19 protein-coding genes are annotated in these 22,727 nt (G+C 60.8%); 7 read left to right on the plus strand and 12 right to left on the minus strand.

Going from position 1 to position 22,727, the window contains the following annotated elements; translation table 11 throughout:
* The first annotated feature begins 78 nt into the window (after window positions 1–78).
* Window positions 79–1,341: an LAGLIDADG family homing endonuclease gene (locus AB1E33_RS27600; RefSeq protein WP_372580434.1), complete on the plus strand. Its 1,263-nt coding sequence runs from the start codon at window positions 79–81 to the stop codon at window positions 1,339–1,341.
* A gap of 1,036 nt (window positions 1,342–2,377) precedes the next feature.
* On the opposite strand, the gene AB1E33_RS27605 is transcribed toward AB1E33_RS27600, so the two are convergent.
* Window positions 2,378–3,502: an NAD(P)/FAD-dependent oxidoreductase gene (locus AB1E33_RS27605; RefSeq protein WP_372580435.1), complete on the minus strand. Its 1,125-nt coding sequence runs from the start codon at window positions 3,500–3,502 to the stop codon at window positions 2,378–2,380.
* 74 nt (window positions 3,503–3,576) lie between these two features.
* Here AB1E33_RS27605 and AB1E33_RS27610 point away from each other — a divergent pair, with 74 nt between their 5' ends.
* From AB1E33_RS27610 to AB1E33_RS27620, 3 genes are all read left to right on the plus strand, one after another.
* Window positions 3,577–3,912: a winged helix-turn-helix transcriptional regulator gene (locus tag AB1E33_RS27610; RefSeq protein WP_372580436.1), complete on the plus strand. Its 336-nt coding sequence runs from the start codon at window positions 3,577–3,579 to the stop codon at window positions 3,910–3,912.
* 785 nt (window positions 3,913–4,697) lie between these two features.
* Window positions 4,698–5,147: a YtoQ family protein gene (locus tag AB1E33_RS27615; RefSeq protein WP_372580437.1), complete on the plus strand. Its 450-nt coding sequence runs from the start codon at window positions 4,698–4,700 to the stop codon at window positions 5,145–5,147.
* A gap of 78 nt (window positions 5,148–5,225) precedes the next feature.
* Entirely contained in the window at window positions 5,226–6,845 is a 1,620-nt protein-coding gene (locus AB1E33_RS27620) for a GMC family oxidoreductase (RefSeq protein ID WP_372580438.1), read from the plus strand.
* Here AB1E33_RS27620 and AB1E33_RS27625 read toward each other — a convergent pair.
* Both AB1E33_RS27625 and AB1E33_RS27630 read right to left on the minus strand, forming a co-directional pair.
* Window positions 6,826–7,524, minus strand: a complete 699-nt coding sequence (locus tag AB1E33_RS27625; RefSeq protein ID WP_372580439.1) for a glutathione S-transferase family protein — start codon at window positions 7,522–7,524, stop codon at window positions 6,826–6,828. The genes AB1E33_RS27620 and AB1E33_RS27625 overlap by 20 nt on opposite strands.
* Before the next feature lie 176 nt (window positions 7,525–7,700).
* A complete protein-coding gene (locus AB1E33_RS27630) occupies window positions 7,701–9,371 on the minus strand; it encodes an FAD-binding dehydrogenase (RefSeq protein WP_372580440.1) in 1,671 nt (556 codons plus the stop codon).
* 147 nt (window positions 9,372–9,518) lie between these two features.
* On the opposite strand from AB1E33_RS27630, the gene AB1E33_RS27635 reads away from it, so the two are divergent.
* Window positions 9,519–10,214 carry a DUF1868 domain-containing protein gene (locus AB1E33_RS27635; RefSeq protein WP_372580441.1) on the plus strand — a complete coding sequence of 232 codons (696 nt, stop codon included), beginning with the start codon at window positions 9,519–9,521 and terminating at the stop codon, window positions 10,212–10,214.
* A 3-nt stretch (window positions 10,215–10,217) separates the two neighbouring features.
* On the opposite strand, the gene AB1E33_RS27640 is transcribed toward AB1E33_RS27635, so the two are convergent.
* The 3 genes from AB1E33_RS27640 to gph form a co-directional block, all read right to left on the minus strand.
* Window positions 10,218–10,721: an excalibur calcium-binding domain-containing protein gene (locus tag AB1E33_RS27640; protein ID WP_372580442.1), complete on the minus strand. Its 504-nt coding sequence runs from the start codon at window positions 10,719–10,721 to the stop codon at window positions 10,218–10,220.
* Window positions 10,722–11,065: 344 nt separating this feature from the next.
* Complete coding sequence (locus AB1E33_RS27645; protein ID WP_372580443.1) at window positions 11,066–12,727, minus strand: sulfatase-like hydrolase/transferase; 1,662 nt, start codon at window positions 12,725–12,727, stop codon at window positions 11,066–11,068.
* 66 nt (window positions 12,728–12,793) lie between these two features.
* Entirely contained in the window at window positions 12,794–13,462 is a 669-nt protein-coding gene (gene gph / locus AB1E33_RS27650; protein ID WP_372580444.1) for a phosphoglycolate phosphatase, read from the minus strand.
* Between the two features lie 299 nt (window positions 13,463–13,761).
* On the opposite strand from gph, the gene hemP reads away from it, so the two are divergent.
* Both hemP and AB1E33_RS27660 read left to right on the plus strand, forming a co-directional pair.
* Window positions 13,762–13,929 carry a hemin uptake protein HemP gene (gene hemP, locus AB1E33_RS27655; RefSeq protein ID WP_372580464.1) on the plus strand — a complete coding sequence of 56 codons (168 nt, stop codon included), beginning with the start codon at window positions 13,762–13,764 and terminating at the stop codon, window positions 13,927–13,929.
* Entirely contained in the window at window positions 13,926–14,372 is a 447-nt protein-coding gene (locus AB1E33_RS27660; RefSeq protein WP_372580445.1) for a hypothetical protein, read from the plus strand. The genes hemP and AB1E33_RS27660 overlap by 4 nt, the downstream gene beginning before the upstream one ends.
* Window positions 14,373–14,382: 10 nt before the next feature.
* Here the strand turns inward: AB1E33_RS27660 and AB1E33_RS27665 are convergent, their stop codons facing one another.
* The 6 genes from AB1E33_RS27665 to AB1E33_RS27690 form a co-directional block, all read right to left on the minus strand.
* Window positions 14,383–17,433 carry an aminotransferase class III-fold pyridoxal phosphate-dependent enzyme gene (locus AB1E33_RS27665; protein ID WP_372580446.1) on the minus strand — a complete coding sequence of 1,017 codons (3,051 nt, stop codon included), beginning with the start codon at window positions 17,431–17,433 and terminating at the stop codon, window positions 14,383–14,385.
* A 99-nt stretch (window positions 17,434–17,532) separates the two neighbouring features.
* On the minus strand, window positions 17,533–18,405 hold the full coding sequence (locus AB1E33_RS27670; protein WP_372580447.1) for an NAD(P)-dependent oxidoreductase: 873 nt from the start codon (window positions 18,403–18,405) through the stop codon (window positions 17,533–17,535).
* Window positions 18,406–18,481: 76 nt separating this feature from the next.
* Window positions 18,482–18,871 carry a Cu(I)-responsive transcriptional regulator gene (cueR, locus tag AB1E33_RS27675; RefSeq protein ID WP_372580448.1) on the minus strand — a complete coding sequence of 130 codons (390 nt, stop codon included), beginning with the start codon at window positions 18,869–18,871 and terminating at the stop codon, window positions 18,482–18,484.
* Complete coding sequence (locus AB1E33_RS27680) at window positions 18,868–21,153, minus strand: heavy metal translocating P-type ATPase (protein WP_372580449.1); 2,286 nt, start codon at window positions 21,151–21,153, stop codon at window positions 18,868–18,870. The genes cueR and AB1E33_RS27680 overlap by 4 nt, the downstream gene beginning before the upstream one ends.
* 88 nt (window positions 21,154–21,241) lie before the next feature.
* On the minus strand, window positions 21,242–21,997 hold the full coding sequence (locus AB1E33_RS27685; RefSeq protein WP_372580450.1) for an aspartate/glutamate racemase family protein: 756 nt from the start codon (window positions 21,995–21,997) through the stop codon (window positions 21,242–21,244).
* Between the two features lie 9 nt (window positions 21,998–22,006).
* Window positions 22,007–22,696 (minus strand): GntR family transcriptional regulator, encoded by a 690-nt coding sequence (locus AB1E33_RS27690; protein ID WP_372580451.1) that lies wholly within the window; start codon window positions 22,694–22,696, stop codon window positions 22,007–22,009.
* Window positions 22,697–22,727: the final 31 nt, after the last annotated feature.

The raw sequence follows: 22,727 nt of genomic DNA on the forward strand, positions 1-22,727 counted from the left end.
CACGAAGTGAAATTGATGGCTATCCATTTGCTGGCGTATGGCAAAGGGTAGCAATCTGTTGTCCCATTGTCCGCCGACATGACCGGACTGGACAGCGAAGTGTTCAAATCCGGGGAGTGGTTCGGGTCAATCAAGTACCAGCCGGGGAAAACCACCAAGCAGTTGCTGTCTGCGCTGTACGACGCCTTCATGGGGATGGATTACCATTTCATCGTCAATCCCTGCATTCCTGCAGATACTTGGATTGAGACTGATGTTGGGCCACGCGTTGTTTCCGAACTGATGGGCAAGCCGTTCAAGGCGATGATCAATGGGGTCGCTCATGATGCGCCGAAGGGTTTCTTTCAAACAGGCGTCAAACCACTGTTCAGGCTGAAGACCGCTCGCGGTTACGAAGTTCGGGCGACGGCGGATCACCGGGTATTGGTCGAGACCGGTCGCAAGCAGAAATTCGGCGGTGGCTATAATGTCGCGACAGAGTGGAGAGAGGTGAAGGATTTGGTCAAGGGTGATCTTGTCGTTTTGAACCATGTGTCGGTTCAAGACACATTGCCTGAAACCAAACGCTTCGATCTCGGGTGGTTGCTCGGGGAGATGGTGGGGGATGGTTGCTATAACCCGAATAAGTACACCGGTCTTGTCCGGTTCTGGGGTGATCACGGTCAAGCCATGGCGGACCGCGCTGTCGATATCATCAAGACCCATCTTAGCCCGAGATCCGACTTCACCGGTCACAAACAGCAAAAGTTGCTGCGCAACTGGACTGTCGCCTCCTCGGAACTATCCGAGCTTGCGAAGCATCATGTTTTGCCGAAAACCAAGGAAGGTACCCCTTTCCTTGAAAAACAACACCCTGATTTCCTGCGCGGTTTTTTGCGCGGCCTCTTCGACGCGGACGGATGCGTCCAAGGGAACACCGAGAAGGGGGTGTCCGTCCGTCTCAGTCAGACGTCCCTGTCTCGGCTGAAGCAGGTGCAGCGAATGCTTCTCCGTTTTGGGATTGCCAGCACGATTTACGAGAACCGCCGTAAAGCGGGCAAACGGGAGTTGCCTGACGGTAAAGGCGGCTCGAAGTTCTACGCCTGCAAAGCACAGCATGAACTGGCAATCTCCAAAGGTCAGATCGAAGCGTATCGGGTCGTTGTTGGCTTCTACCATCCGGAGCATATCGAAAAGTTGGACGCAGTTCTCACGGGCCGCAAGCGCACCCTCTACCAGGATCGTTTCACCGCAAAAGTGGAGAGTGTATCTGAAGACGGGGTCGAACCGGTTTATGACTGCAAGGTCGAGGGAATCCATCGTTTCGCTGCCAACGGCCTGATTGTTCACAATTGCGGATAGATCGACCGTCTTCTCTTTGGTCGGTACTCTAAGGTTACAGATGTCGCGTCGGTTCAAGCTAAATTGATCTGCCGAACCATTACGGACGCCGATCCGCCCAAGGGTGAACCGAAGGTCACCCTTGGGACAATCTCTGGAATAGCCATTCGACGGTGATCTGTCTCGTGGTACGTGGCAATTGAAGGTTGCTTGTCCGTTGCAACGGGTTGCAATTTTCCTGTGCATTCGATTGCCGCCTCGAAGTTCACAAAGACTGTGGTTGGTCTGGTGTCCAGTCGGCAAATGGGCACCTCTTGCATCAAACGCACTAAGGTACGCGCAAGTGCGGTCGTCATTTACTGTGTTTTAATCCTTGCGTGATGGTCCCATTGGAGCCTGGTTCAACGCCGCCTGAAACGAAAGGAGAACGAAGTCAGAAGAACTGACTCGGCTTGTCCTTGAAAATATAGTTGGAGCGAGCCGGCGCGGCGAGGCGCAGATGAGTCTAAAAATAATAAAGGTCTCTCGGACCCGGAGGAGGCTTTGGTTTCGATCCGCCAATCCCCATCTGTCGTGAAGCTTTTGGACAAGAAATGGGAGAAAGTTCAGGACGGGGCGAAGGTCAAACCTGCGGAGCTTGAAAAACCGGTCGAAGCACCCCCTCCGAGTCCAAAATCTGACGAGCAAACGGCAAAGATCATTCGGTTCACACCTGCGTAGTCAGAGCAGATTGCGCCAGCCCCTTCAAAGGTATTTGCTCCATCCGACACCTATGACACTCGGAAAGCGCCCGGTTGAAGCGTCTTCAGTCATTTCAATTTACTTTTCCCAGTTAAGCGACCGCGCTACCATAACCATATATTTGTTACGACAGGTTCGTTATGGTGGTCCTTCAGCGCATTTTGACGAAGATTTTTTTACTAGTGGGAACACTCGTTTCTTTGTCTGCCCATGCCGACACAACGTGGACCGTGCCGCAACTGGGCGCTACGAAACTAGACCCAATATCAGTCGAGTATCATTTGCAACTGTCCGGGATCAGCACCTTTGGGCCTGATTAGAGTATTTGCATAACGGAAGGTTTCTGGCTCTCAGAAAGGCCAAATGCCTTACGGTACTTGGGAATGAAAAGTTCCTTCCCCTTCATCTTGCGCGTGATCCAATCGCCTACAGTCGCGAACAACCAGCTGTTACCCACAGATGGACCAAGTGGTACTAGAATCGGCGCTTTTTTCCATGGCGTGTAGGGCTTTTGATCTTCAACAGATGCGCCCCCCAAAACCTGTTTCAGTGTTTTGATAAGCCATGGATTTTGCCTGGAGATTGCGACAATTGTCATGCCATCGCCAACATCGGCAATGTCCCCGGCGACGAACACATTCGGATAGTCCGAGGGGCGCATCCACTTGTCGGTCCTGACCCGGCCTGAAGGGCTCAAGTTCGTGCCCGGCAGGGTTTGCACCAATGACGCTTGGGGTTTGGATCCGATCACCGGGAAGACAAGATCAGCGGCGACAACTCTGCCATCGGTCAAAGTCACCGACCCTTCATAAGGCATATCTACCCGCTGTAGATCTTGCGCTCTTTGCCCAAGTACAACCGAAACGCCCAAGCGTTCCAGCTTGCGTTTTAGCTGCGCACCAAGCTTTGCCGGATACATTGGAAACAGAGTGTCATCCGACGATACCAGAGTGACTTTCTTGTCTGGTTGTGCCGAGGCAATTTCCCCGGCGAGTTCTGTACCAACGGCTCCAGCGCCGACAATCACAACAGAATTCGCTTTCGCCAATTGGGTACTTACCTCTTTGCTGGCTTGACGAAAATCATCAATGCTTTGGCCCGAGGGTTTGAATGGGGCCGCATAAGATGAACCGGTGGCGAGAACGATGAAATCGGCAGGATAGACAGTCCCATCCCCCAAAGTGACTTCGGATTGCGAAACCGAAACGGCACGCCCTCTGACGACTTGGCCATCCGTCAACAGGCGATCATATGGCAAGATGATCTGATCCAATAGAGATGGTTCCAAGAGCGCCCGGATGGCTGCGGGCGGCTGCAAAAAGGCCTTACGTTGCTCGATCAGCGTGACATCGGCGTGCGCATCCAATTCCTTGGCAACTTCGAAACCGACGTACCCGCCGCCAATGATAACGATTTTCTTCTTGGACACCGGGACCTCCATTGCGTCTTTGTGTATGAACCCGTAGTTAGTTTTGTATGTTCCCAACGACAAGTACGGTCACTTAGGATACTGCAATGACACCCAGCAAGCCGGAAGAACACTGCATCATAGAACCCCTGATCTCGGCCATATCAGGGCGGTGGAAACTGTTGGTGATATATTGGCTCGCGCAGGAAACTTGCCGTTTCAATCAGCTTCAAAGGCATCTCGGGAACATAACGCACCGCACTCTGACCCGCCAACTGAGTGAGTTGCAAGAGGCAGGCTTTGTCAGCCGAAAAGACTTCAAGACCATTCCTCCCCATGTAGAATATAGCCTGACACCATTGGGCCAAAGCCTAATCCCGCTACTGCAGGCGATGCACGACTGGGCGCAAACCAACGCCAAGCAGATACCGGATCCGAAATGATCTGATCAACGGCAACTCAGATTTTGTATGGGCTGACAGGACATAGATAAGAGCCATGAAGCGACCAATTTAGCATCACGGACATAGTGTTTTTGAGCTGTAAGAATGGTGCCAGGCGATGGTGATCGCTTTGAATACTTCTTAGCTGCCTTTTGCGTTACCGACCTAGCATTGTCGGTTAAAACACCCCTTGACCTGCATCGCCTTTCTGGTCTTGCGAGCCAGTGCAGCATTCCTTGAGTAGTGAAGACCCTAGTCCTTCGAAGCCTTTGCAAGTAGATCGGAGACCTCGAGATCGTCTTGCCCTGCCTCTCTGAGCCAAGTCGCCATTGTGTGGCGCAGCCCCTTGGGGGTTAGACCTGGGGCAATCTTGCCGACCTACTCTAGCTTCCTGCGAAACCGCTGACATACGCTGGCAAAACCGTCATAGGTCAAAGGAGTGCCCTTTGAGCTGGCGAGCAGTGTCTCGGCATTATGTATGGGAGCCGTAGCCAGCACAGCTTCTGACACTTTGCTGATCGGAACCGCTGCGCCGACACTTTTCTTGTTACCCCATTTCCAAATCACGGCGTCGTCTACCTGATCTTTCCGAAATCTGGCCTTTCTGCTCTGCATAAGCTGATTGCCAAAGACCTGGGCGTGTTTGGACCGAATTGGGAGCTTGCCCAATTCGGCGTTCCTCTTATGGTCACCTGGCGCGTATTCCAAAAAGCTATCAAGCGGATTGCGCATCTAAGCAATGAGTGTGCTGCCACTGGCCGGCACAACGAACAAAGGAGGAAGCCATGAGCATGATCGTCTATCTTTCGGGTGAGATTCACACCGATTGGCGCGAACAGATCATCGAAGGGGCCTATGGGTTGGATGTGCATTTCGAAAGCCCGGTGACCGATCACGCCGCTTCGGATGATTGCGGGGTGGCGATCCTGGGTGAGGAGCCAAACAAATACTGGCACGATCACAAGGGTGCGATGGTCAATGCCATACGCACCCGCAAGGGTATCGCGGGGGCGGATGTGGTCGTGGTGCGCTTTGGTGAGAAATACAAGCAGTGGAACGCAGCCTTTGATGCGGGCTATGCTGCGGCGCTTGGCAAGTCGCTCATCATTCTCAGCCAGCCCGAGCATCAGCATCCGCTGAAAGAGATCCATGCCGCCGCTCTGGCCGTCACCGAAGAACCCGCGCAAGTGGTTGAAATCCTGCGCTATGTGCTGACCGGCAAACTGCCAGACTAGATGCCGCGACGTCACCTGAGCCAGCCGGTGTCAGGGGCGGGATCATGTTGCTAGCCTCGCCGCAAGGAGGACTGGCGCATGGCATACGATTACGTGATCGTGGGCGGCGGCTCGGCGGGTTGTGTGATGGCCGCGCGGCTGAGCGAGGACCCCACCGTGTCAGTCTGCCTGCTGGAAGCGGGAGGTGACGGCAAGGATCTGATAATCCGCGCGCCTGCCATGGCGGCCACGATGATCTCGGGGCGACCCAAGATCAACAACTGGGCTTTTCAGACCGAGCCGCAGCCCGAACTCAACGGGCGGCGTGGCTACCAGCCCCGCGGGCGCACGCTGGGCGGGTCTTCGGCGATCAACGCGATGCTATATGTGCGGGGCGATCCCGGCGATTATGACGAATGGGCCGATCTGGGGTGTGACGGTTGGGACTGGCAAGGCGTGCTGCCCTATTTCCAGAAATCCGAGCACAACCAGCGCGGAAATGACGGGCTGCATGGTGGAGATGGCCCGTTGCAGGTCGCCAACCAGTCCGAGCCGCGCCCGATTACCCGCGCCTTCGTAGAGGCAGCGGCGCAGGTCCAGATCCGCGAAACCCAGGATTTCAACGGAGAAGAGCAGGAAGGCGCGGGGCTCTATCAGGTCACGCAATTCCATGACGGGCCAAAGCGTGGCGAGCGCTGCTCGGCGGCGGCGGCCTATCTGCATCCCGTTTTGAACCGCGCGAACCTGACGGTGATCACCCGGGCCACGGCCCACCGCATCCGCTTTGACGGCACCCGTGCAACCGGCGTGGAATACGCGCGGCGCGGTCAGGTCTGCGTGGCCGAGGCCAAGCGCGAGGTCATCTTGTCCGCCGGGTCTTTCGGCTCACCGCAGCTGCTGCTGCTGTCGGGGGTCGGGCCGCGCGACGAGCTGGCCGCGCATCGGATCGAGCCGGTTGTGGAAAGTCCCGGAGTGGGCCGGAACCTGCAGGATCACCTGGATTACATCATCGGCTATCGCTCGAACCGTCGCGATGTGCTGGGGCTGAATCCGCGTGGCCTCTACGATCTCGCCCGTGCCGGGCTGCGCTGGCGCAAGGATGGCGGCGGCCTGTTCGCCTCGCCGATCGCCGAGGGAGGCGCGTTCTTCAAATCCGACCCCGGCGTCGCGCGTCCGGACCTGCAATTGCACTTTGTCGCGGGCATCGTTGATGACCACCTGCGCAAGATCCACCTGCATCATGGGTTTTCCTGCCATGTCTGCGTGCTGCGCCCGGAAAGCCGGGGCCATGTGGGCCTGCTGTCGACCGATCCCATGGCGGCTCCGCGCATCGATCCGGGGTTCCTCAGCGACCGACGCGATCTTGACCTGCTGATGACCGGCGCCAAGCGGTTGGAGGCGCTGCTGACCGCGCCGCCGCTCGACCCGTGGCGAGGCAAGCGGCTCTACCCTCACGACGGGTCGGACGCCGCGATCGAAGCCGATATCCGCGCCCGCGCCGACACGATCTATCACCCGGTGGGGACTTGCAAGATGGGCCGTGACCACATGGCCGTGGTGGACAGCCACGCGCGGCTGCATGGCTGTGACGGGCTGCGGGTGGTCGACGCCTCGGTGATGCCGCGCCTGATTGGTGGCAATACCAACGCGCCCACCATCATGATCGCCGAAAAGATCGCCGACCGAATGAATGCCGAAATCAGTCGCGCGGCGGCGTGACCAGCCCCTTCTGCACCGCAGGGCGTGCGAGGAAGCGATCGAGATAAGCCACCACATTCTTGTTGGCATGCCAGCCGACAACTTCCTGCGCGCCATAGAATTCCAGTCCCCGCAGCCAGGGCGCGATAGCGATATCGGCGATGGAATACGCACCCGCGATCCAGTCGCGATCGGTCAGTTGGCCGTCCACCACCGAAAGCAGCCGCATGGCCTCAGAGATGTAGCGGTTGCGCGGGCGCGGGTCCTCGATCTCGGCGCCCGCGAATTTGTGGAAATAGCCAAGCTGCCCGAACATCGGCCCGATGCCGCCCATCTGGAACATCAGCCACTGGGTGATATGCGCCTTTTCACTCGCAGTCCGGCCGATCAGCTTGCCGGTTTTCTCACCCAGATACAGCAGGATCGCGCCGCTTTCGAACAGTTGCAGTGGTGCACCATCCGGGCCGTTCGGGTCGATGATGGCGGGGATCTTGTTGTTCGGGTTCAGCGACAGGAACTCGGGGCTTTTGACATCCGCATCGGCCAACGTGACCTTGTGGGCCTCATAGGGCAGCCCGATCTCTTCCAGCATGATCGAGGCCTTGACGCCGTTTGGCGTAGGAAATGAATAGAGTTGTAGAATGTCGGGGTTCTGGGGCGGCCATTTGCGAGTAATCGGGAAAGAGGAAAGATCGGGCATGGGTCACTCCGTAATGGTCCGGTTCCTAACATAGGAGCGTTGCTGTGACGTAAAAGCCAAAATCCAGCCAACCCAAGGCACAGAGGATGTGTGTGTGCGAACACTCGGTTGCGGCTTGCAGGAACGCGGCAAGCTTGCGCGTTGACTGTAGGGCGCGGTCCAGAGAGCTCGTCCTGCTAACCAATGTCAGACGCGGCGGCGCGTCCTGCCTGGCGGCCCGAGAAGATACAGCCGCCCAGGAATGTACCCTCAAGGCTGCGATAGCCGTGATAGCCGCCGCCGCCAAAGCCCGAAACCTCGCCCGCCGCGTACAGCCCCGGCAGTATCTCGGCCCCGCGCCCCTCTGCCTGTCGGAAACAGCGCCCGCCCAGATCGGTTTCCAGCCCGCCCAGCGTCTTGCGGGTGAGCAGGTGCAGCTTGACCCCGATCAGCGGCCCTTTGGAGGGGTCGAGGATCTTGTGGGGTTTGGCGGTGCGGATCAGCCTGTCACCGATATAGTTGCGGAAGGTGCGGATCCCCATGATCTGCTGATCCTTGGAGAATTTGTTGTCCATTTGCCGGTCGCGATCTTCGATCTGGCGCTGGATGTCGTCCAGTTTCAGAAGGTCGTTGCCAGCCACACCGTTCATCTTGGCGACCAGTTCCGACAGCGTGTCCGCTACCACGAAATCCGCGCCATGTTCCTTGAACGCCTCGACCGGGCCGGTGGCTTTCGGGCCAAACGCGCGGCCCAGCACCTGTTTCCAGTCGCGGCCCGTCAGGTCGGGGTTTTGCTCTGAGCCTGACAGCGCGAACTCTTTCTTGATGATGCTTTGGGTCAGGATGAACCAGGTATAGTCATGCCCGGTCTTTGTGATCGCTTCGAGCGCGCCAAGGCTGTCATAGCCGGGGTAGTTCGGCTCGACCATACGCTTGCCGGTGGCGTCGAACCACATCGAGGACGGTCCGGGCAGAATACGGATCGCGTGATCGGGCCAGATCGGGTCCCAGTTGCGTACACCTTCGACGTAATGCCACATGCGGTCCTTGTTGATCGTGTTGGCCCCGGCCTCTTCCGAGATGCCGATCATGCGCCCGTCCACATGGGCCGGCACGCCCTTGATCATATGCGCGGGCGGGGTGCCCAGCCGTTTCGGCCAGCTTTGACGCACCAGATCCAGATTACCGCCGATGCCGCCGGAACAGACGATCACGGCGGAGGCGCGCAGTTCGAAATCACCGATCACATCGCGGTTGCTCTCCTGTCCGCGTGGTTTGTCATCGGGGGCGAGCACCGAACCCGACACGCCCACACAGGCCCCGTTCTCGATGATCAGTTGATCCACCTGATGGCGGAACCCGAACGTGATTTTTCCGTCCTTTTCCATCGCACGGGTGCGGGTCTCGAACACCTCGACCGTACCCGGTCCGGTGCCCCAGGTGATGTGAAAACGGGGCACCGAATTGCCCTGCGACGAGGCATCGACACCACCGCGTTCGGCCCAGCCGACGATCGGGAAAATCCGGTGCCCCATGGCGCGCAGCCAGTCGCGTTTCTCGCTGGCGGCAAATTCGACATAAGCGCGCGCCCATTGCTGCGGCCAGTGATCCTCGTCCCGGTCGAACCCGGCGGTGCCCTGCCAATCCTGCCAGGCCAGATCGAAACTGTCCCTGATGCCCAGCCGCCGCTGTTCGGGGGTGTCGACCATGAACAGCCCACCAAGGCTCCAGAACGCCTGACCGCCGAGATTGGCCTCGCTCTCTTGGTCCAACACGAGGACGCGGCACCCGGCTTCGGCGGCCTCGGTCGCGGCAACGAGACCGGCAAGCCCGCCGCCAACCACGATCACGTCCGATGTCTGGGCCATGGTTTTGCTCCTGCGTGCCTGCATTACCGTCTCCGATGCACTATTGTCTCGAAGCACAGCCGAGGCAAGTAAACCGCTGATGGCTGTGTCACGGGCCGGGAATATCCTTTACGTAATGTTGCATGACACCTCGGACAGGATATCCCGATGAGCCCAACCAAGCTTTCCCCGACTGACGCATCCGGGCCGCGCCCGGCGTGGAGCATCGACAAGTTCGACGATGCGGGCCGGGTGCGGGCCACGCCGGGCCTGACCACGCTTTGCCATATCGACAGGGGCTCTGGTGCGCATGCTGCTTTGTGCCGGATCGCCGATGCGTTGCGGGCGGGGCCGCATGCCCATGCCTTTGCCTTCCTGCCGCCCGAGAGCTTTCACATGACCATCTTCGATGGCGTGATCGACTATCGCCGCGACGGTGCAAACTGGCCCGCCGACCTGCCATCGGACGCGCCCATAACCCAGGTTGAGGCGGACTGGCGCGCGCGGCTGCAGGGCTTCTGCCTGCCGCAGCGCTTCGAGATCGGCGTCAATGGGGTGGTCGGCGGCTATAACTGCCCGGTAAGCGGTGCCGACGCCGGGCAGGAGCGGCAGTTGCGCCAGTGCCGCGATACGCTTGCAGAGCGGCTGCAACTGCGCAGAGCCAATCACGACAGCTATGGGTTTCACATTACGCTGGCTTACCAGGTTCAATGGCTCGATCCCCAGGCCGAGGAGGAGGTCACTGCGCTTTCGGGCCAGATCTTTGCCGACCATGGCGGCGATCTGCGGCGGATCGAGATCGGTCCGGTGGAGTTCTGCCGGTTCGAAAACATGCATCACTTTGAACCGCTTCTGACACTGTAGTGCTCAGGGTCGAATGAATTTGGAATTGCCGAGCTGCCGCCTGTCGGTGCTGTCCGCACTTGGGGAGGTGTCTCGCGAGGCCTGCACGGTCTCGACCGACTGCACCGGGATGGCGGCAATGGTCCGTGCCTCGCAGGCGACGCCGTTCCCGTCGGGATCATTGCGCAGGTGATAGCCGGGCATTCCCTCGCGCACCTCGAACACGCCGACCTTTGCCGCAGCCTCGCAGCCCGCCATTGCCACCAGATGTTGCAGGGCTTGTTCGGCCGGATAGGGGCTGGTGCGGATATAGACGCCGAGCACGGTGCTGAACATCAGCAGCGGCAGGCTGGCAAGCAGGGTCGCGATTCGCGTCGGTGAGAACGCCTTGGCCCGCGTCGCGGCGGCGCGCCTTTCCCGGCGCATCCGACGCTTGACCGACTTGCTTTTAGGTCTGAGTTCGCTGAGTTCCGACATGCGCCCGATATAGTGGGCCCAGATGGCAAAGACATGGCAGCAATGCGCCAAATCCGGTCACCACGCTAAAAAGAGCCGGTTCTTCAGCGACTATGTGAGCGACGGGATTTGTTAAAGAGTAGTACTTGATAAAACTAGTCAACTATATGATTATTAATGATTTTTCCTCTTTACATTCACCCTTGTGGCACCTAGTTAAATTCACAGTACAGAGAAAGCCAGACTCAGGCGCTCGCCCGCAGCCAGCAATCCAGCGACCTTTCAAAGGTAGCCAGACAGCAAGCCCCGCCAGCCAGCCGGACCTGAATCAAGCCAGCATCGTATTCAACGCAGCCACCCGCAACGACGGGTGGTTTTTTTGTTTGGAGTGTCGATGTGCGCCCCGCGTCGGTGTGTTACCGGTTTTGCCAGTCTTGCGCCTTGCGGCCCCGGTATTTCACCGTCAGCTCCGGCGGCGCGTCTTTTTCGTCATAGACCCCCAGCACGATGCCACGCTTGCGCGACTTCACGCGCATCTCTTCCAACTGGCGCAGGGACCGTGTGGTGCGTTGCGACAGACGGCGCGCCCAGGCAAAAAGATGGTCATAGAGATCGTCGATCACCTCCCCATGCGCGGTGCTTTCACCCAGGTCCACCAGCTCCTGCGGATCGTTATCAAGATCAAATAGCAGGGGCCGGAAGCCGCCTTCGCAATGGATCAGCTTCCACTTTTTGTTGGCGATCATGAACATCACTGCGTCGCGTGTATCAACGCCAAGCTGCGCGGCGATCGGCGAGGTGGAATAGTCGTATTCGCAGATCGCATGCCCGCGGAACGTATCGTTGCGCTGTCCGCGCAGGATCGGCAGCAGGCTTTCGCCTTCGAGGATGTGATCGGCGATCTCTCCGCCCGCAATATCCAAAAAAGTTGGGGCAAGATCGATGCTTTCGACCAATGCATCGCAGGTCGTGCCCCGCGTGGCATCTGCCTCGGGGGCGGGGTCGTAGACGATCAGCGGCACTTTGGTCGAGGCGTCCTGAAAGAACGTCTTTTCACCCAGCCAGTGGTCGCCCAGAAAGTCGCCGTGATCCGAGGTGAGCACAATCATCGTATCCTGCATCCGCCCTGTTTCTTCCATCCATCGCAGCAGGCGGCCGATCTGGTCGTCGGCCTGCTTGATCAGGCCCATATAGGCGGGGACCACCGCCTCGCGCACATGGTCCTTGGAAAACGCCTGACCGACCGTGGTGTCCATGAAGGCCTTGAGCACCGGATGCGCCTGCTGCCGTTCGGCTTCTGAGCGGTTGATCGGCAGGATGTGTTCAGGCCCATACATCGACGCATAGGGCTCGGGCACGATATAGGGCCAATGCGGCTTGATATAGGACAGGTGGCAGCACCAGGGGCGGTCATGGGTCTGCATGAAGTCCATGCCCCGCGTCGTCAGATAGGGCGTTTCGCTGTCGGCCTCGTCTATGTTGGCCGGGTGGGCCGAGTTTTTCAGAAACCAGCCAGACAGGACATTGCCATCCGCATCCAGCGCCGAATTCGCGAAATCGTGCCACGGATTGTCGCTGTCATAACCCTTGCCGCGCAGGTAGTCGTTATAGGCCTTGGCGCCGTCCGGGTCATAGAATCCATCCGGCCCCTCGGGTCGCATGCCGTCGTCGCGCTCGAACACGTCGAACCCGCATTCGGCCACCCGCACTCCGATCAGACTGTCCGGGGTCAAGCCCAGCCGAGCCATCCCCTCGGCATCGGCGTTCATATGAGTTTTGCCCACCAGCCAGCTTTGCATCCCCGCCTTGCGCAGGTGGTCGCCGATAGTCAACTCGCCCACCTTCAGCGGGATGCCGTTATTCGAGGCACCATGGCTGTGCACATAGCGCCCGGTATATGTCGACATCCGCGACGAGCCGCAGATCGGCGACTGGATATAGGCGCGGGTGAAGCGGACGCCGCGCCCGGCCAGCCCGTCGATATGGGGCGTGTGCAGATGCGGGTGGCCGTAACAGCTCAGGTAGTCCCAGCGCAGCTGGTCGAACATGATGAACAGGATGTTCTTTGCCTTGGTCATTTCGACTGCCTCCCAAATCGCGACCGTTATGCTAACGCCTTTTTCCCGGAACGAAAACGAGGGTGCTCAGCGCGCACTGATGCCTGACAATGCGTCTTCCATCAGGTCAGGCAGGTTGCCGCTGTTGGCATAGGCCAGATGGTGGGGCAGGGCTGAGACAGGGCTTTTGCGGTAGCCTTCGGTGAAGAGGGCAAACGGAACCGCCGCGCGCCGTGCCGTTTCCGCATCCACCTCACTGTCGCCCACATAGAAACGTGGGCCTGCGTCCAATTGTTTGAACACGTGCAGCAAGGGGGCAGGGTCGGGTTTGCGCTGTGCCAGCGTGTCGCCGCCGACCACAACCGCAAAGAACCGGGACAGGTCAAGCGCATCCAGCACCTGACGCGCCGCGGCTTCGGGCTTGTTGGTGCAGATACCCAGCGCATGGCCGCTGGTAGTGAAAGCCTCCAACATGTCCCGCACGCCTACGTAGAGCACCGTGCGCGCGGTGGGCGCGCGCATGTAATTGTCCAGCGTGATCCGCGTCAGTTCGCCATGATGACCCATATCGATTCCGCTATGGGTCATCACCCGCTCGACCAGCTTGGGCAGGCCATTGCCGACAAATCCGGTGATCGTGGGCAGGTCGAGTTCCGGCAGGTCCCGCGCGGTCAGCGTCAGGTTCACTGCCGCTGCCAGATCGGGCACGCTGTCGATCAGGGTGCCATCCAGATCGAAGACGATCGCCGGTTTCATCGCTGCTCTCCCATGTTTCGCTTTATGGGTGGCAGGGGTTGTGCCGCGATGCAACCGTATTCGCGCTGTCCATGTTCCGCGACATAAAAACTGCATGGGAACCATCGCTTGACAAATCTTAGTAATTTACTCAGATTAAAGGTGAGACGTCAGCCACACTCGCCGATTCCGAGCCAGCCAGACACATTCAGACCCTTACTGGAGCGCCGGAGTCGGACATGAAAACCGAATTGACCTGTTCGACCAATCTCGGTGCCGATATCCGATCCACCCCCTTCAATCGTCACGGAGAGTCCCCCATGAACGCCCCGAACCCGACCCCCACTCAGGCCTACCCGGTCCGCATGCTGCCCTCACACAAGGCCGAGGATCTGACCAAGGGCGGCAATCTTGCGCATATCGAACTGGGCGATCAACTCTATACCCTGCGCATCACCCGCGCCGGCAAGCTGATCCTGACCAAATGAGTGGTCGTCACCGTGGCGGAGAGGTCGTCGGGCGCGTCGACGATCTTGCCCCTGTCGAGGCGGGTGCGGTGCTGTTCCTCAGGTTATGCGGAAGCAATGATCGTGACGAAGAGCCCAGCGACCTTCGCCTGATGCGTGAGGTTGATGCCGGCTCACGCGCACTGGAGACACTTGAACGGATCTGCAGTCTCTGCGCCCAGCACGGGCGCAGGCCGCTCATGCGCCATTCGTTGGGGTGCAATTGTCTGGGGGCCGATGAGAATTTCTTCGCCCAAATGATCGGTGCCGCCGCCGATGGCGGGCGCGAGGATGCGATGATGCTGGCCACCCTGATCGTGCGCCCTGATTTCGCCCCCGCGCTGGCCGCGCTGTCCGAAGAGTTTGGACTGGCGCTGAAAACAATGTCCGGCCCGATCACAACCCGCGACCGCGTCCTGCATTAGGGCCGGGACGCTAACAGCAGCCGCACCCGCCATGATGGTGGGTGTGGTCGCAGGCGGCTGTCGGTGCGATCACACCCACTTCGCCCAGAACCTCCCGCAGAACTGTTAGGATCATGTCCACATCCTCAGCCTCAATGGTCAGCGGCGGGCGGATTTTCAGGATGTTGTCCTTGGGCCCCTCGCTGCCAATCAGAATTCGGTGGTCGCGCATCCGGTTCTTGACATAGGCGCAGATCTCGGTGGCTTCCGAGCCGTCCTGGTTCACCAGTTCGACGCCCAGAAACAGCCCCATGCCACGCACATCACCGACGCAAGCGAAATCGCCCTCGATCTGTCGCAAGCCGTCGATCAGCCATGCGCCCATGCGCTGGGCGTTGTCCTGCAAGCCTTCCTCGTCGACGATGTCCAGCACTTCCCTGCCGATCCGGCAAGACAGGGTCGAGCCCCCGAAGGTCGAAAAGAACTCCGGCCCTTGCGCGAAGCTGTCAGCGATGGCGTGCGTGGTGACGACCACGCCGATGGGGTGACCATTGCCGATGGGTTTGCCCAGCACGACGATATCGGGCACCGCGCCCTGCTGTTCGAAACCGAAGTAATGTTCGCCCAACCGGCCCAGCCCGGTCTGCACCTCATCGGCGATGCAGACACCACCTGCGGCGCGCACCTTCTCATAGACCGCAGGCAGATAGCCCACCGGTGGGATGATCTGACCGCCGACCGACGGGAACGTCTCGGCGATGAACCCGGCCAGCCCGTGCCCTTTTTCGACGAGGGCCGCAATGGCCGGGTCAACCAGATCGGCGAATTTACTGGCGCGCTCGCAGTCATCGCGCCGGAACCGACCGCGATAGTCGTCGGCAACCTCAACCAGTTCGACCCAGTCGCTTGGCCCGATGCCACCCGGCGCGTTAAACTTGTAGGCCGAGATGTCGATCGCGCCGGTGGTGTTGCCGTGATAGCCGTGATCGGGTGTCACGATGCCCTTAGCGCCGCTATGGGCGCGGGCCAGTCGCAGGGCCAACTCATTGGCCTCGCTGCCGGAATTGACAAAGAAACAGACCTGCAGCGGCTTGGGCAGTTTCGACAGCAGCTTGTCGGCAAACGCCGTTTGCGCGGGGTGGAGATAGCGGGTGTTGGTGTTGACCCGGCCCAGCTGATCGGTGGCAACGGCCTGAAGGCGCGGATGTGCATGTCCCACATGGGGCACGTTGTTATAGGCGTCCAGATAGGGGCGGCCCCATTCGTCAAACAAATGATGCCGCCAGCCGCGCACAAGCATGACCGGTTCGTCATAGGTCAGCCGCAGGTTGCCACCGAAATGCGCCAGCCGGTCGCGCAACACCTCTTCTCTGGGTGTCGGAAGATAAGTCACTTTCTCGTCCGACAGGTTCAGCAGCGCCGCCGGATTCGGGCAGATATCCGCCCAGAACGTGAGATCGTCGGGATCCGCAACACCGGGCCAGTTCGGCGCCATGCCATCACCCGTCAGCGTGAGCTGAAAATGCGCATGCGGCGCCCAGCCACCGTTTTGCTCAGGCGTGCCCAACCGGCAAAAGGCCGAGCCCTGCGCCACCGGATCGCCAGGCTTCAACCGGTCGCAGACCTCGGGGTCCAAGTGACCATAAAGCGTGTAAAACGCATCGCCCTGAGGTGTCTCGTGATGCAGGATCAACACACCGCCGTAATCGAGCGGATCGCTGCGATTCTCGACCGCCTCGACCCGACCGCTGAGCGGCGCATGAATCAAGGTTCCGGCAGGCGCAAAGACATCGACGCCCAGATGCACGGTCCGGCGGTCCGACGCCCGCCACGGCCCAGCGCGAAAGCCCGGTTCGGCATAAATGAGCCGCGGTTCGTTATAGTGGCCAAGCCAGATCACATTCTCGGGCACAACCTCACCAAGTCTTGCCGCATCCTCGACCGGCATATGGAACGGATCACGTGGCCATGTGGACCTCTCGACCGACAGTGCTCCCATCGGGGCCTCGCTCAGGTCCTGTCCGATCAGCGTTGGAAGCGTGCCGCGATGCGCGTCGATATAGGCGCGGACACGTTCCGCCCCGTCAGTCACCGGCAGGCCACAGGCCGCGCGCAGGCGGGCGGTCATCAGCCCGTTACCCTGCGCGTCACGCTCCAGGAACCGCCAGGCTGGAGCTTGGCTGATCGTCACATAAGCATCGTCCGGATGCTCCAGCGCCATCAGCGCGGAATTGACCACCGACACCGCCAGCCGCATCCGCAAGAGCGGCCAGATCAGGCCGATCTCCTCGGGCGAGAGTCGGTTCGCTGCGTGATAGCCGCGCACCAGTGCCGCCAACGCGCGCTCAGGCTTGGGGTGGTCCAGTACCACGTAAGCCCCGGCAATCGCCAATTCACAGACCCTTGGCGCGGCGCACATATCCCCGAAATCGATTAGCCCCGAAATGCCGTGTCGGCCCAGATCGCCCTCGACCAGAATGTTATAATCATTGGCATCATTGTGAATCGCCTGTTTTGGCAGGGCGGTCAGGCGCTCCTCGATCCGGGCGAAGGCATCGGCGATGCCGTTGATCAGCGCCCGCCGGTCGTCGTCCCTGATGACATCCAGCTCGCCCTCGATCCAGCGGGCAGCCGTCAGGTCCCATTTGAAGTCGCGCGTCAACGCGGGATGCGCGAACCCGTCCAGCGCCCGGTCGGTTGCCCCCAGAACCCGGCCAAGCTTCAGGATCAGGTCTTCTGAATGCGGTCGTACGCGGGCATAACAGTCGCCGGTCAGGCCCTCCTGGAGCCAGACCAGCCGGGCTAGCCCGTCCGCATCCGCAACCTCGACCAGCTTGGAACCATCCAGCGCCGCCGCAGCCTTTGCAACGGGTAGCCCCGGTGCCGTCGTGCCAATATGATCGAGCGCGGCAATCTGCATTTCAACCAGCGCCGGGTCACACCCTGCGCGCATCACCTTCAGGATATGACGCGATCCGTTTGCCGTCTCGACCAGAAAGTTCAGGTCATATTCCCCATCCAGCTGTTTCAGCTCGGCGGCAATGCCCCAGTGCTGTTTCAGCGCGTTCATCCAATGCTGCATATTGCCTCTCTCACAAACGCGAGAATCCGTTCTTCATCTGGCTACAAGTATCTAGGGGAGTCGCCCGGCACGGGTGGTGGAGGCGGCGCCCCAAGCAGGTCACCCAATCGCGCGCAGGCGTTTGATCAGCGAGGACGTGTCCCAGCGCCCGCCGCCCAGCTTCTGCACATCCTTGTAGAACTGATCCACCAGCGCCGTGACCGGCAGGCTGGCCCCGGTATCATCGGCGGTGTCCAGGCAGATGCCCAAGTCCTTGCGCATCCAGTCGACCGCAAACCCGTGTTCAAAATGATCGTCCAGCATGGTCTCGTACCGGTTCGACATCTGCCAGCTTCCGGCAGCACCCTGGCTGATCACCTCAACCACCGCACGGCCGTCAAGGCCGGCTTTCTCGGCGAAATGCAGTGCCTCGCTGAGGCCCTGAACCAGGCCCGCGATGGCGATCTGGTTGCACATCTTGGTCATCTGCCCCGCGCCGCTGTCGCCGATGCGGCGGCAGATGCGGGCATAGACGGACATCACCGGTTCCGCCTGCGCATAAGTATCCTCTTCGCCACCGCACATGATCGACAGAGCGCCGTTTTCCGCCCCGGCCTGACCACCCGAGATCGGCGCATCGACAAAGCCCAGGCCACGTTCCTTGCCCGCCTTGGACAACTCGCGCGTTACCTTGGCCGACACGGTGGTGTGATCGACGAAGATCGCGCCGGGCTGCATCGCGGCAAAGGCCGCCTCGGCGCCGGTGCATACGGCGCGCAGATCGTCGTCATTGCCAACGCACGCCATCACGAATCCCGCGCCCTGCGCCGCCTCGGCGGGCGTCTTGCCCATCGCGCCACCATGCTGGGCCACCCAGGCCTCGGCCTTGGAGGCGGTGCGGTTGTAGACCGTCACCTCGTGACCTGCCGCCTGAAGATGCCCTGCCATGGGATAGCCCATGACCCCAAGCCCGAGAAATGCGACTTTCGCCATGTGACGATCCTTCCTTCTGTCTCACCCAACTGTTGCCAAGAGACAAAGCAAAGCCGGGGACAAAGGGCAAGGCGGATCAACCCTCGCGGCCCAGATCGCGCAGGATCGGACAATCGGGCCGTGAGTCTCCGGCGCAGGCATCGACCAGTTCGGTCAGCGTGTCGCGCATGGCGCGCAGATCAGCGATCTTGGCTTCGATCCGGCGCAGGTGATCGCGGGCAATGCGTTTCACATCGGCGCTGGCGCGGGTGTCATCCTCGTAGAGCGCGAGTAGCGCCCGGCATTCCTCAATGGTGAAGCCAAGCGCGCGGGCGCGAGCAAGGAAGGCCAGCTTGTGCAAGTCCTGCTCGGCAAAGCGCCGATAGCCATTGTGGTCGCGGGCCGGAGAGATCAGGCCGATCTCTTCGTAATAGCGGATCGTCTTGGCGGGCAGGCCCGAACGGTCGGAAACATCCCCGATATTCATGCGCCTGATGCCTTCGGGATTTGCGTGGGCAGAGACGCTGGTGTGCTTCGTGGCGACGACCCGCCGGGTCGGATGCGGCGCAGGCGCAGCGCATTAGTGACCACGAAGACGCTGGAAAACGCCATTGCCCCGGCGGCCAGCCCCGGTGACAGCAGCGGTCCGCCAAAGACATGCAACAGACCGGCGGCGACCGGGATCAGCAGGATGTTATAGCCAAAGGCCCAGACCAGGTTCTGGCGGATATTGCGCATGGTCCGGCGCGACAGGTTCAGCGCGGCGACCGCACCGGTCGGGTCGCCATTCATCAGCACCACATCGGCGGCCTCGATGGCCACATCGGTTCCAGTGCCGATGGCGATCCCCACATCGGCGCTGGCCAGCACCGGCGCATCATTGATGCCGTCGCCGACAAATGCCACTGCGCCATGCGCTTCCCGCAGTGCGTCCAGTGCGTGGACTTTACCGTCGGGCAAAACTTCAGCACTCACCTGATCGACCCCCAGCTGATTGGCCACGGCCTGTGCTGTGGCTCGGTTGTCGCCACTGATCAGCGCTGTCTGCAGCCCCATCTCATGCAGGGTGGCAATGGTCTGGGCGGCCTCTGGCTTGACCGGATCGGCCACCGCCATTACCGCCGCTGCCCGACCGTCAAGCGCCACATAGATCGGAGTCTTGCCCTGTGCGGCCCAGGCCTGACCGGTCTTGCGCAGCTCGCCCAGATCGAGCGTATCGCGGTCGAACAGCCGATCTGCGCCAATCAGCACATCCACCCCGTCGATCCGGGCGCTCAGGCCCAGCCCGGTGAGTGCCGCGAAACGTGCCACCTCGGGCATCGGCCCGGTCCAGGCGCGTGTAATGGCGCTGGCGATGGGATGTTCCGAGCGCGCCTCGGCTGCGGCTGCCAATTGCAGCACGTGGTCGCGTTTGATGCCCTGGGCAACACTCAGATCGGTCAATTCGGGCCGCCCTTCGGTCAATGTCCCTGTTTTGTCAAAGGCGACTACTTTGGCCTCCTGAAGGCGCTGCAACGCGTCGCCCTTGCGGAAGAGCACGCCGAGTTCTGCCGCACGTCCAGTGCCGACCATGATCGAGGTGGGTGTGGCCAGACCCATGGCGCAGGGGCAGGCGATGATCAGAACCGACACACCAGCCACCAGCGCCAGCGGCAGGGCAGGGGCGGGACCCCAGAACAGCCAGCCGGTAACGGTCAGCGCAGCGATCACAAGCACGGCGGGTACGAACCATATGGTGACCCGGTCGACCAGACCCTGAATGGGCAGCTTGGTGGATTGCGCCTCTTCGACCATTTGGATGATCCGGGCCAGGACCGTATTTGCGCCGACCCGCGTGACCTGCGCCCGCAAGGCGCCGGTGCCGTTGACGGTGCCGCCGATGATCTCGGCGCCTTCAGCTTTGGCAAGCGGGACCGGTTCGCCGCTGATCATGCTTTCATCGACCCGCGAATGGCCATCCAGAACGGTGCCATCCACCGGGATGCGTTCCCCCGGTCGGATCATCAGGATATCGCCCGCGCGCAGCTCAGGGATCGGGATATCGGCAAGCCTGCCTTCGCGTTCGACGCGCGCCGATTTCGGTTGTAATTTCAGCAACGACCTGATGGCCGAACTGGCGCGGCCCTTGGCGCGCGCCTCCAGCAGCCTCCCGAACAGGATCAGCACGGTGATCACGCAGGCGGCCTCATAATAGACATGCGCGGTGCCAGCGGGCAGCAGACCGGGCGCGAACGTCGCCACCACCGAGTAGCAATAAGCCGCCGCCGTCCCCAGCGCCACCAGCGCGTTCATGTCTGGCGCGCCGCGCAGGAGCGACGGAATGCCCTTGACATAGAAGATGCGGCCCGGCCCCAGCAGCAGCAGCGAGGTCAGGGCGAACTGGATCAGGTTGCTGGCCTGGGTGCCGATGCTGTTTTGGACCCAGTGATGGAACCCGGGAATAACATGACCGCCCATCTCGAGAATAAACACCGGCAGAGCTAGCCCGGCGGCCAAAAGCGTGGCGCGCCACAGATCGCTGTCCGCCTGCGTCGAAGGGTCCTCTGCCTGATTGGCCTGTGCCGGATAGCCCGCATCAGAGACAGCTTGCGCCAGCCGGTCGGTGTCGGTGAGGCTGCCGTCAAAGCAGATGGCGGCCTTGCCGGTGGCCAGATTCACATTGGCCTTGATGACGCCTGGTTCGCCTCTCAGGGCATTTTCCGCCCGTCCCACGCAAGAGGCGCAGGAGAGGCCGGTCAATTGCAATGTGACAGTTTGCGATTCGGGCATGGCAGAGACCTTGGATGTCGCGGACATGGCTCAGATAGGGCCTCCAGTAACTGGAAGGTCAAGGTTCCTACGGTCGTTTTTTGGTGTTTTAGCCTGTTTGGTGCCCGGGACGCGGATCATCGATCCCGGATGGGAAGCGGCGGGGCAACAGGCTGGCCTGAAACCACTGGATCATCGTGTAGATCGAAAACACCGGCAGACCGGTCCGGTGCCGGATATCGGCGGCGTAAGGCACCATGTTGGTGCATTCCAGAACGATCGCCCCGGCATCCGGTTCGCCCGCGACGATTGCGTCGGCCGCGTCAAGCATGTCCTGTCTGCAGGCCTCGAAGTCGATCTCTGCGGCGTCGCCCAGGATGTCTCGGGTGAAGGCGCAGCCGGTATCAGTGCCATAGACCGGCGTGCTGGGCGGCACACCCGCCGCTGACAGGTGATCGGGCGTCAGCGTCGCTTTCGAGATGGTCAGGATCACCGGCTTGCGCCCCGGCGGCAGCATCGCCTGAACCATCGGCACCTGCATCAGGGATGAGGTGGCAACAGGCACGCCAAGAGCTGCGTGCAACTCGCTCTGCACCAGCGACAGAAACCCGCAATTGGTGGTGATCCCGTCGCAGCCCATTGCAATCAGATCGCGCCCGGCCTCGACAAAGCCGTCAAGCAGCGTATGCGGGTCACCCCGCACGATCCGGTCGGGCGAGGCCCCGCGAACCACCCGGTATTGCACCGGGAACGGCCAGGTCATTGCATTGCCCATATCGCCCGGAATGCGCGGGAATTGCGTCTCCAGCATCAGGATGCCAACGCTTGCGCCGTAGACAGTCTTGCCTCCTGTTTGTCGGGACATGTCGGAACCTCACAAATCGGGAACATAGAGCTGCGCGAAAGCATCGCGCACGGCCTGCGTCGCACCTTCGCGCCTGCGTTCAATATGGCTGCGCATCTGAGCCGTGGCCTCTTCTGCATCGTGCCGGGACACCGCGTCAACGATCCTGCGGTGGGCCGATACCATGCTCTGCCCGTCGGGTGCGGTTTCGCGCAGGCGGCGCAGGTCGATCAGGCGCAGATAGCGGATGCGGTCATTGAGATTATCCAGCATCCGGCACAGCTCTGCATTGCCCGACAACTGACAGAGCTGGGTGTGATACGCCTCATCCAGCGCCAGCAGCGCTTCGGCATCGGCAGCGGGGATATAATCCGGAGCCACCGCCTCCAAAGTGCGCGCCAGCGCGGCGATGGCCTCGTCGCTGCCGCGTTCGCAGGCCAACCGCACCGCTTCGGTCTCAACCGCGACGCGGGCCTCATAAAGGTCCATCACACGTTCCGGCGACAGCGAGCGGCAAAAGAAGCCCCGACCGGAGTGGAAGGTCAGGAACCCTTCGGCTACCAACCGGTTCAGCGCCTCCCGGATCGGCGTGCGCGAGGCATTCAGCTGCGCTGCCAGCGCGCTTTCGTTGATGCGGGCATCGGGCTTGAAGGCGAAATCGGCCGCCATGCGCCGCAGCGCCTGGTAGATCCGGTCAACATTGCTTTCGGATTTCGCCATGTCTGCTCCTTGTTCTACCAAAGACTAGGTC

This window comes from Ruegeria hyattellae (assembly GCF_041537925.1).
Taxonomy (GTDB): domain Bacteria; phylum Pseudomonadota; class Alphaproteobacteria; order Rhodobacterales; family Rhodobacteraceae; genus Ruegeria_C.

Excerpts from the sequence above, each read along its gene's own strand:
- hemP (WP_372580464.1), top strand. The coding sequence starts at position 13,762 with ATGAACGCCCCGAACCCGACCCCCACTCAGGCCTACCCGGTCCGCATG.
- AB1E33_RS27605 (WP_372580435.1), bottom strand. The coding sequence starts at position 3,502 with ATGGAGGTCCCGGTGTCCAAGAAGAAAATCGTTATCATTGGCGGCGGG.
- AB1E33_RS27690 (WP_372580451.1), bottom strand. The coding sequence starts at position 22,696 with ATGGCGAAATCCGAAAGCAATGTTGACCGGATCTACCAGGCGCTGCGG.
- AB1E33_RS27645 (WP_372580443.1), bottom strand. The coding sequence starts at position 12,727 with ATGACCAAGGCAAAGAACATCCTGTTCATCATGTTCGACCAGCTGCGC.
- AB1E33_RS27620 (WP_372580438.1), top strand. The coding sequence starts at position 5,226 with ATGGCATACGATTACGTGATCGTGGGCGGCGGCTCGGCGGGTTGTGTG.
- AB1E33_RS27610 (WP_372580436.1), top strand. The coding sequence starts at position 3,577 with ATGACACCCAGCAAGCCGGAAGAACACTGCATCATAGAACCCCTGATC.
- cueR (WP_372580448.1), bottom strand. The coding sequence starts at position 18,871 with ATGAATATCGGGGATGTTTCCGACCGTTCGGGCCTGCCCGCCAAGACG.
- AB1E33_RS27670 (WP_372580447.1), bottom strand. The coding sequence starts at position 18,405 with ATGGCGAAAGTCGCATTTCTCGGGCTTGGGGTCATGGGCTATCCCATG.
- AB1E33_RS27630 (WP_372580440.1), bottom strand. The coding sequence starts at position 9,371 with ATGGCCCAGACATCGGACGTGATCGTGGTTGGCGGCGGGCTTGCCGGT.
- AB1E33_RS27665 (WP_372580446.1), bottom strand. The coding sequence starts at position 17,433 with ATGCAGCATTGGATGAACGCGCTGAAACAGCACTGGGGCATTGCCGCC.
- gph (WP_372580444.1), bottom strand. The coding sequence starts at position 13,462 with ATGAAACCGGCGATCGTCTTCGATCTGGATGGCACCCTGATCGACAGC.
- AB1E33_RS27615 (WP_372580437.1), top strand. The coding sequence starts at position 4,698 with ATGAGCATGATCGTCTATCTTTCGGGTGAGATTCACACCGATTGGCGC.
- AB1E33_RS27660 (WP_372580445.1), top strand. The coding sequence starts at position 13,926 with ATGAGTGGTCGTCACCGTGGCGGAGAGGTCGTCGGGCGCGTCGACGAT.
- AB1E33_RS27600 (WP_372580434.1), top strand. The coding sequence starts at position 79 with ATGACCGGACTGGACAGCGAAGTGTTCAAATCCGGGGAGTGGTTCGGG.
- AB1E33_RS27685 (WP_372580450.1), bottom strand. The coding sequence starts at position 21,997 with ATGTCCCGACAAACAGGAGGCAAGACTGTCTACGGCGCAAGCGTTGGC.
- AB1E33_RS27680 (WP_372580449.1), bottom strand. The coding sequence starts at position 21,153 with ATGCCCGAATCGCAAACTGTCACATTGCAATTGACCGGCCTCTCCTGC.
- AB1E33_RS27635 (WP_372580441.1), top strand. The coding sequence starts at position 9,519 with ATGAGCCCAACCAAGCTTTCCCCGACTGACGCATCCGGGCCGCGCCCG.
- AB1E33_RS27625 (WP_372580439.1), bottom strand. The coding sequence starts at position 7,524 with ATGCCCGATCTTTCCTCTTTCCCGATTACTCGCAAATGGCCGCCCCAG.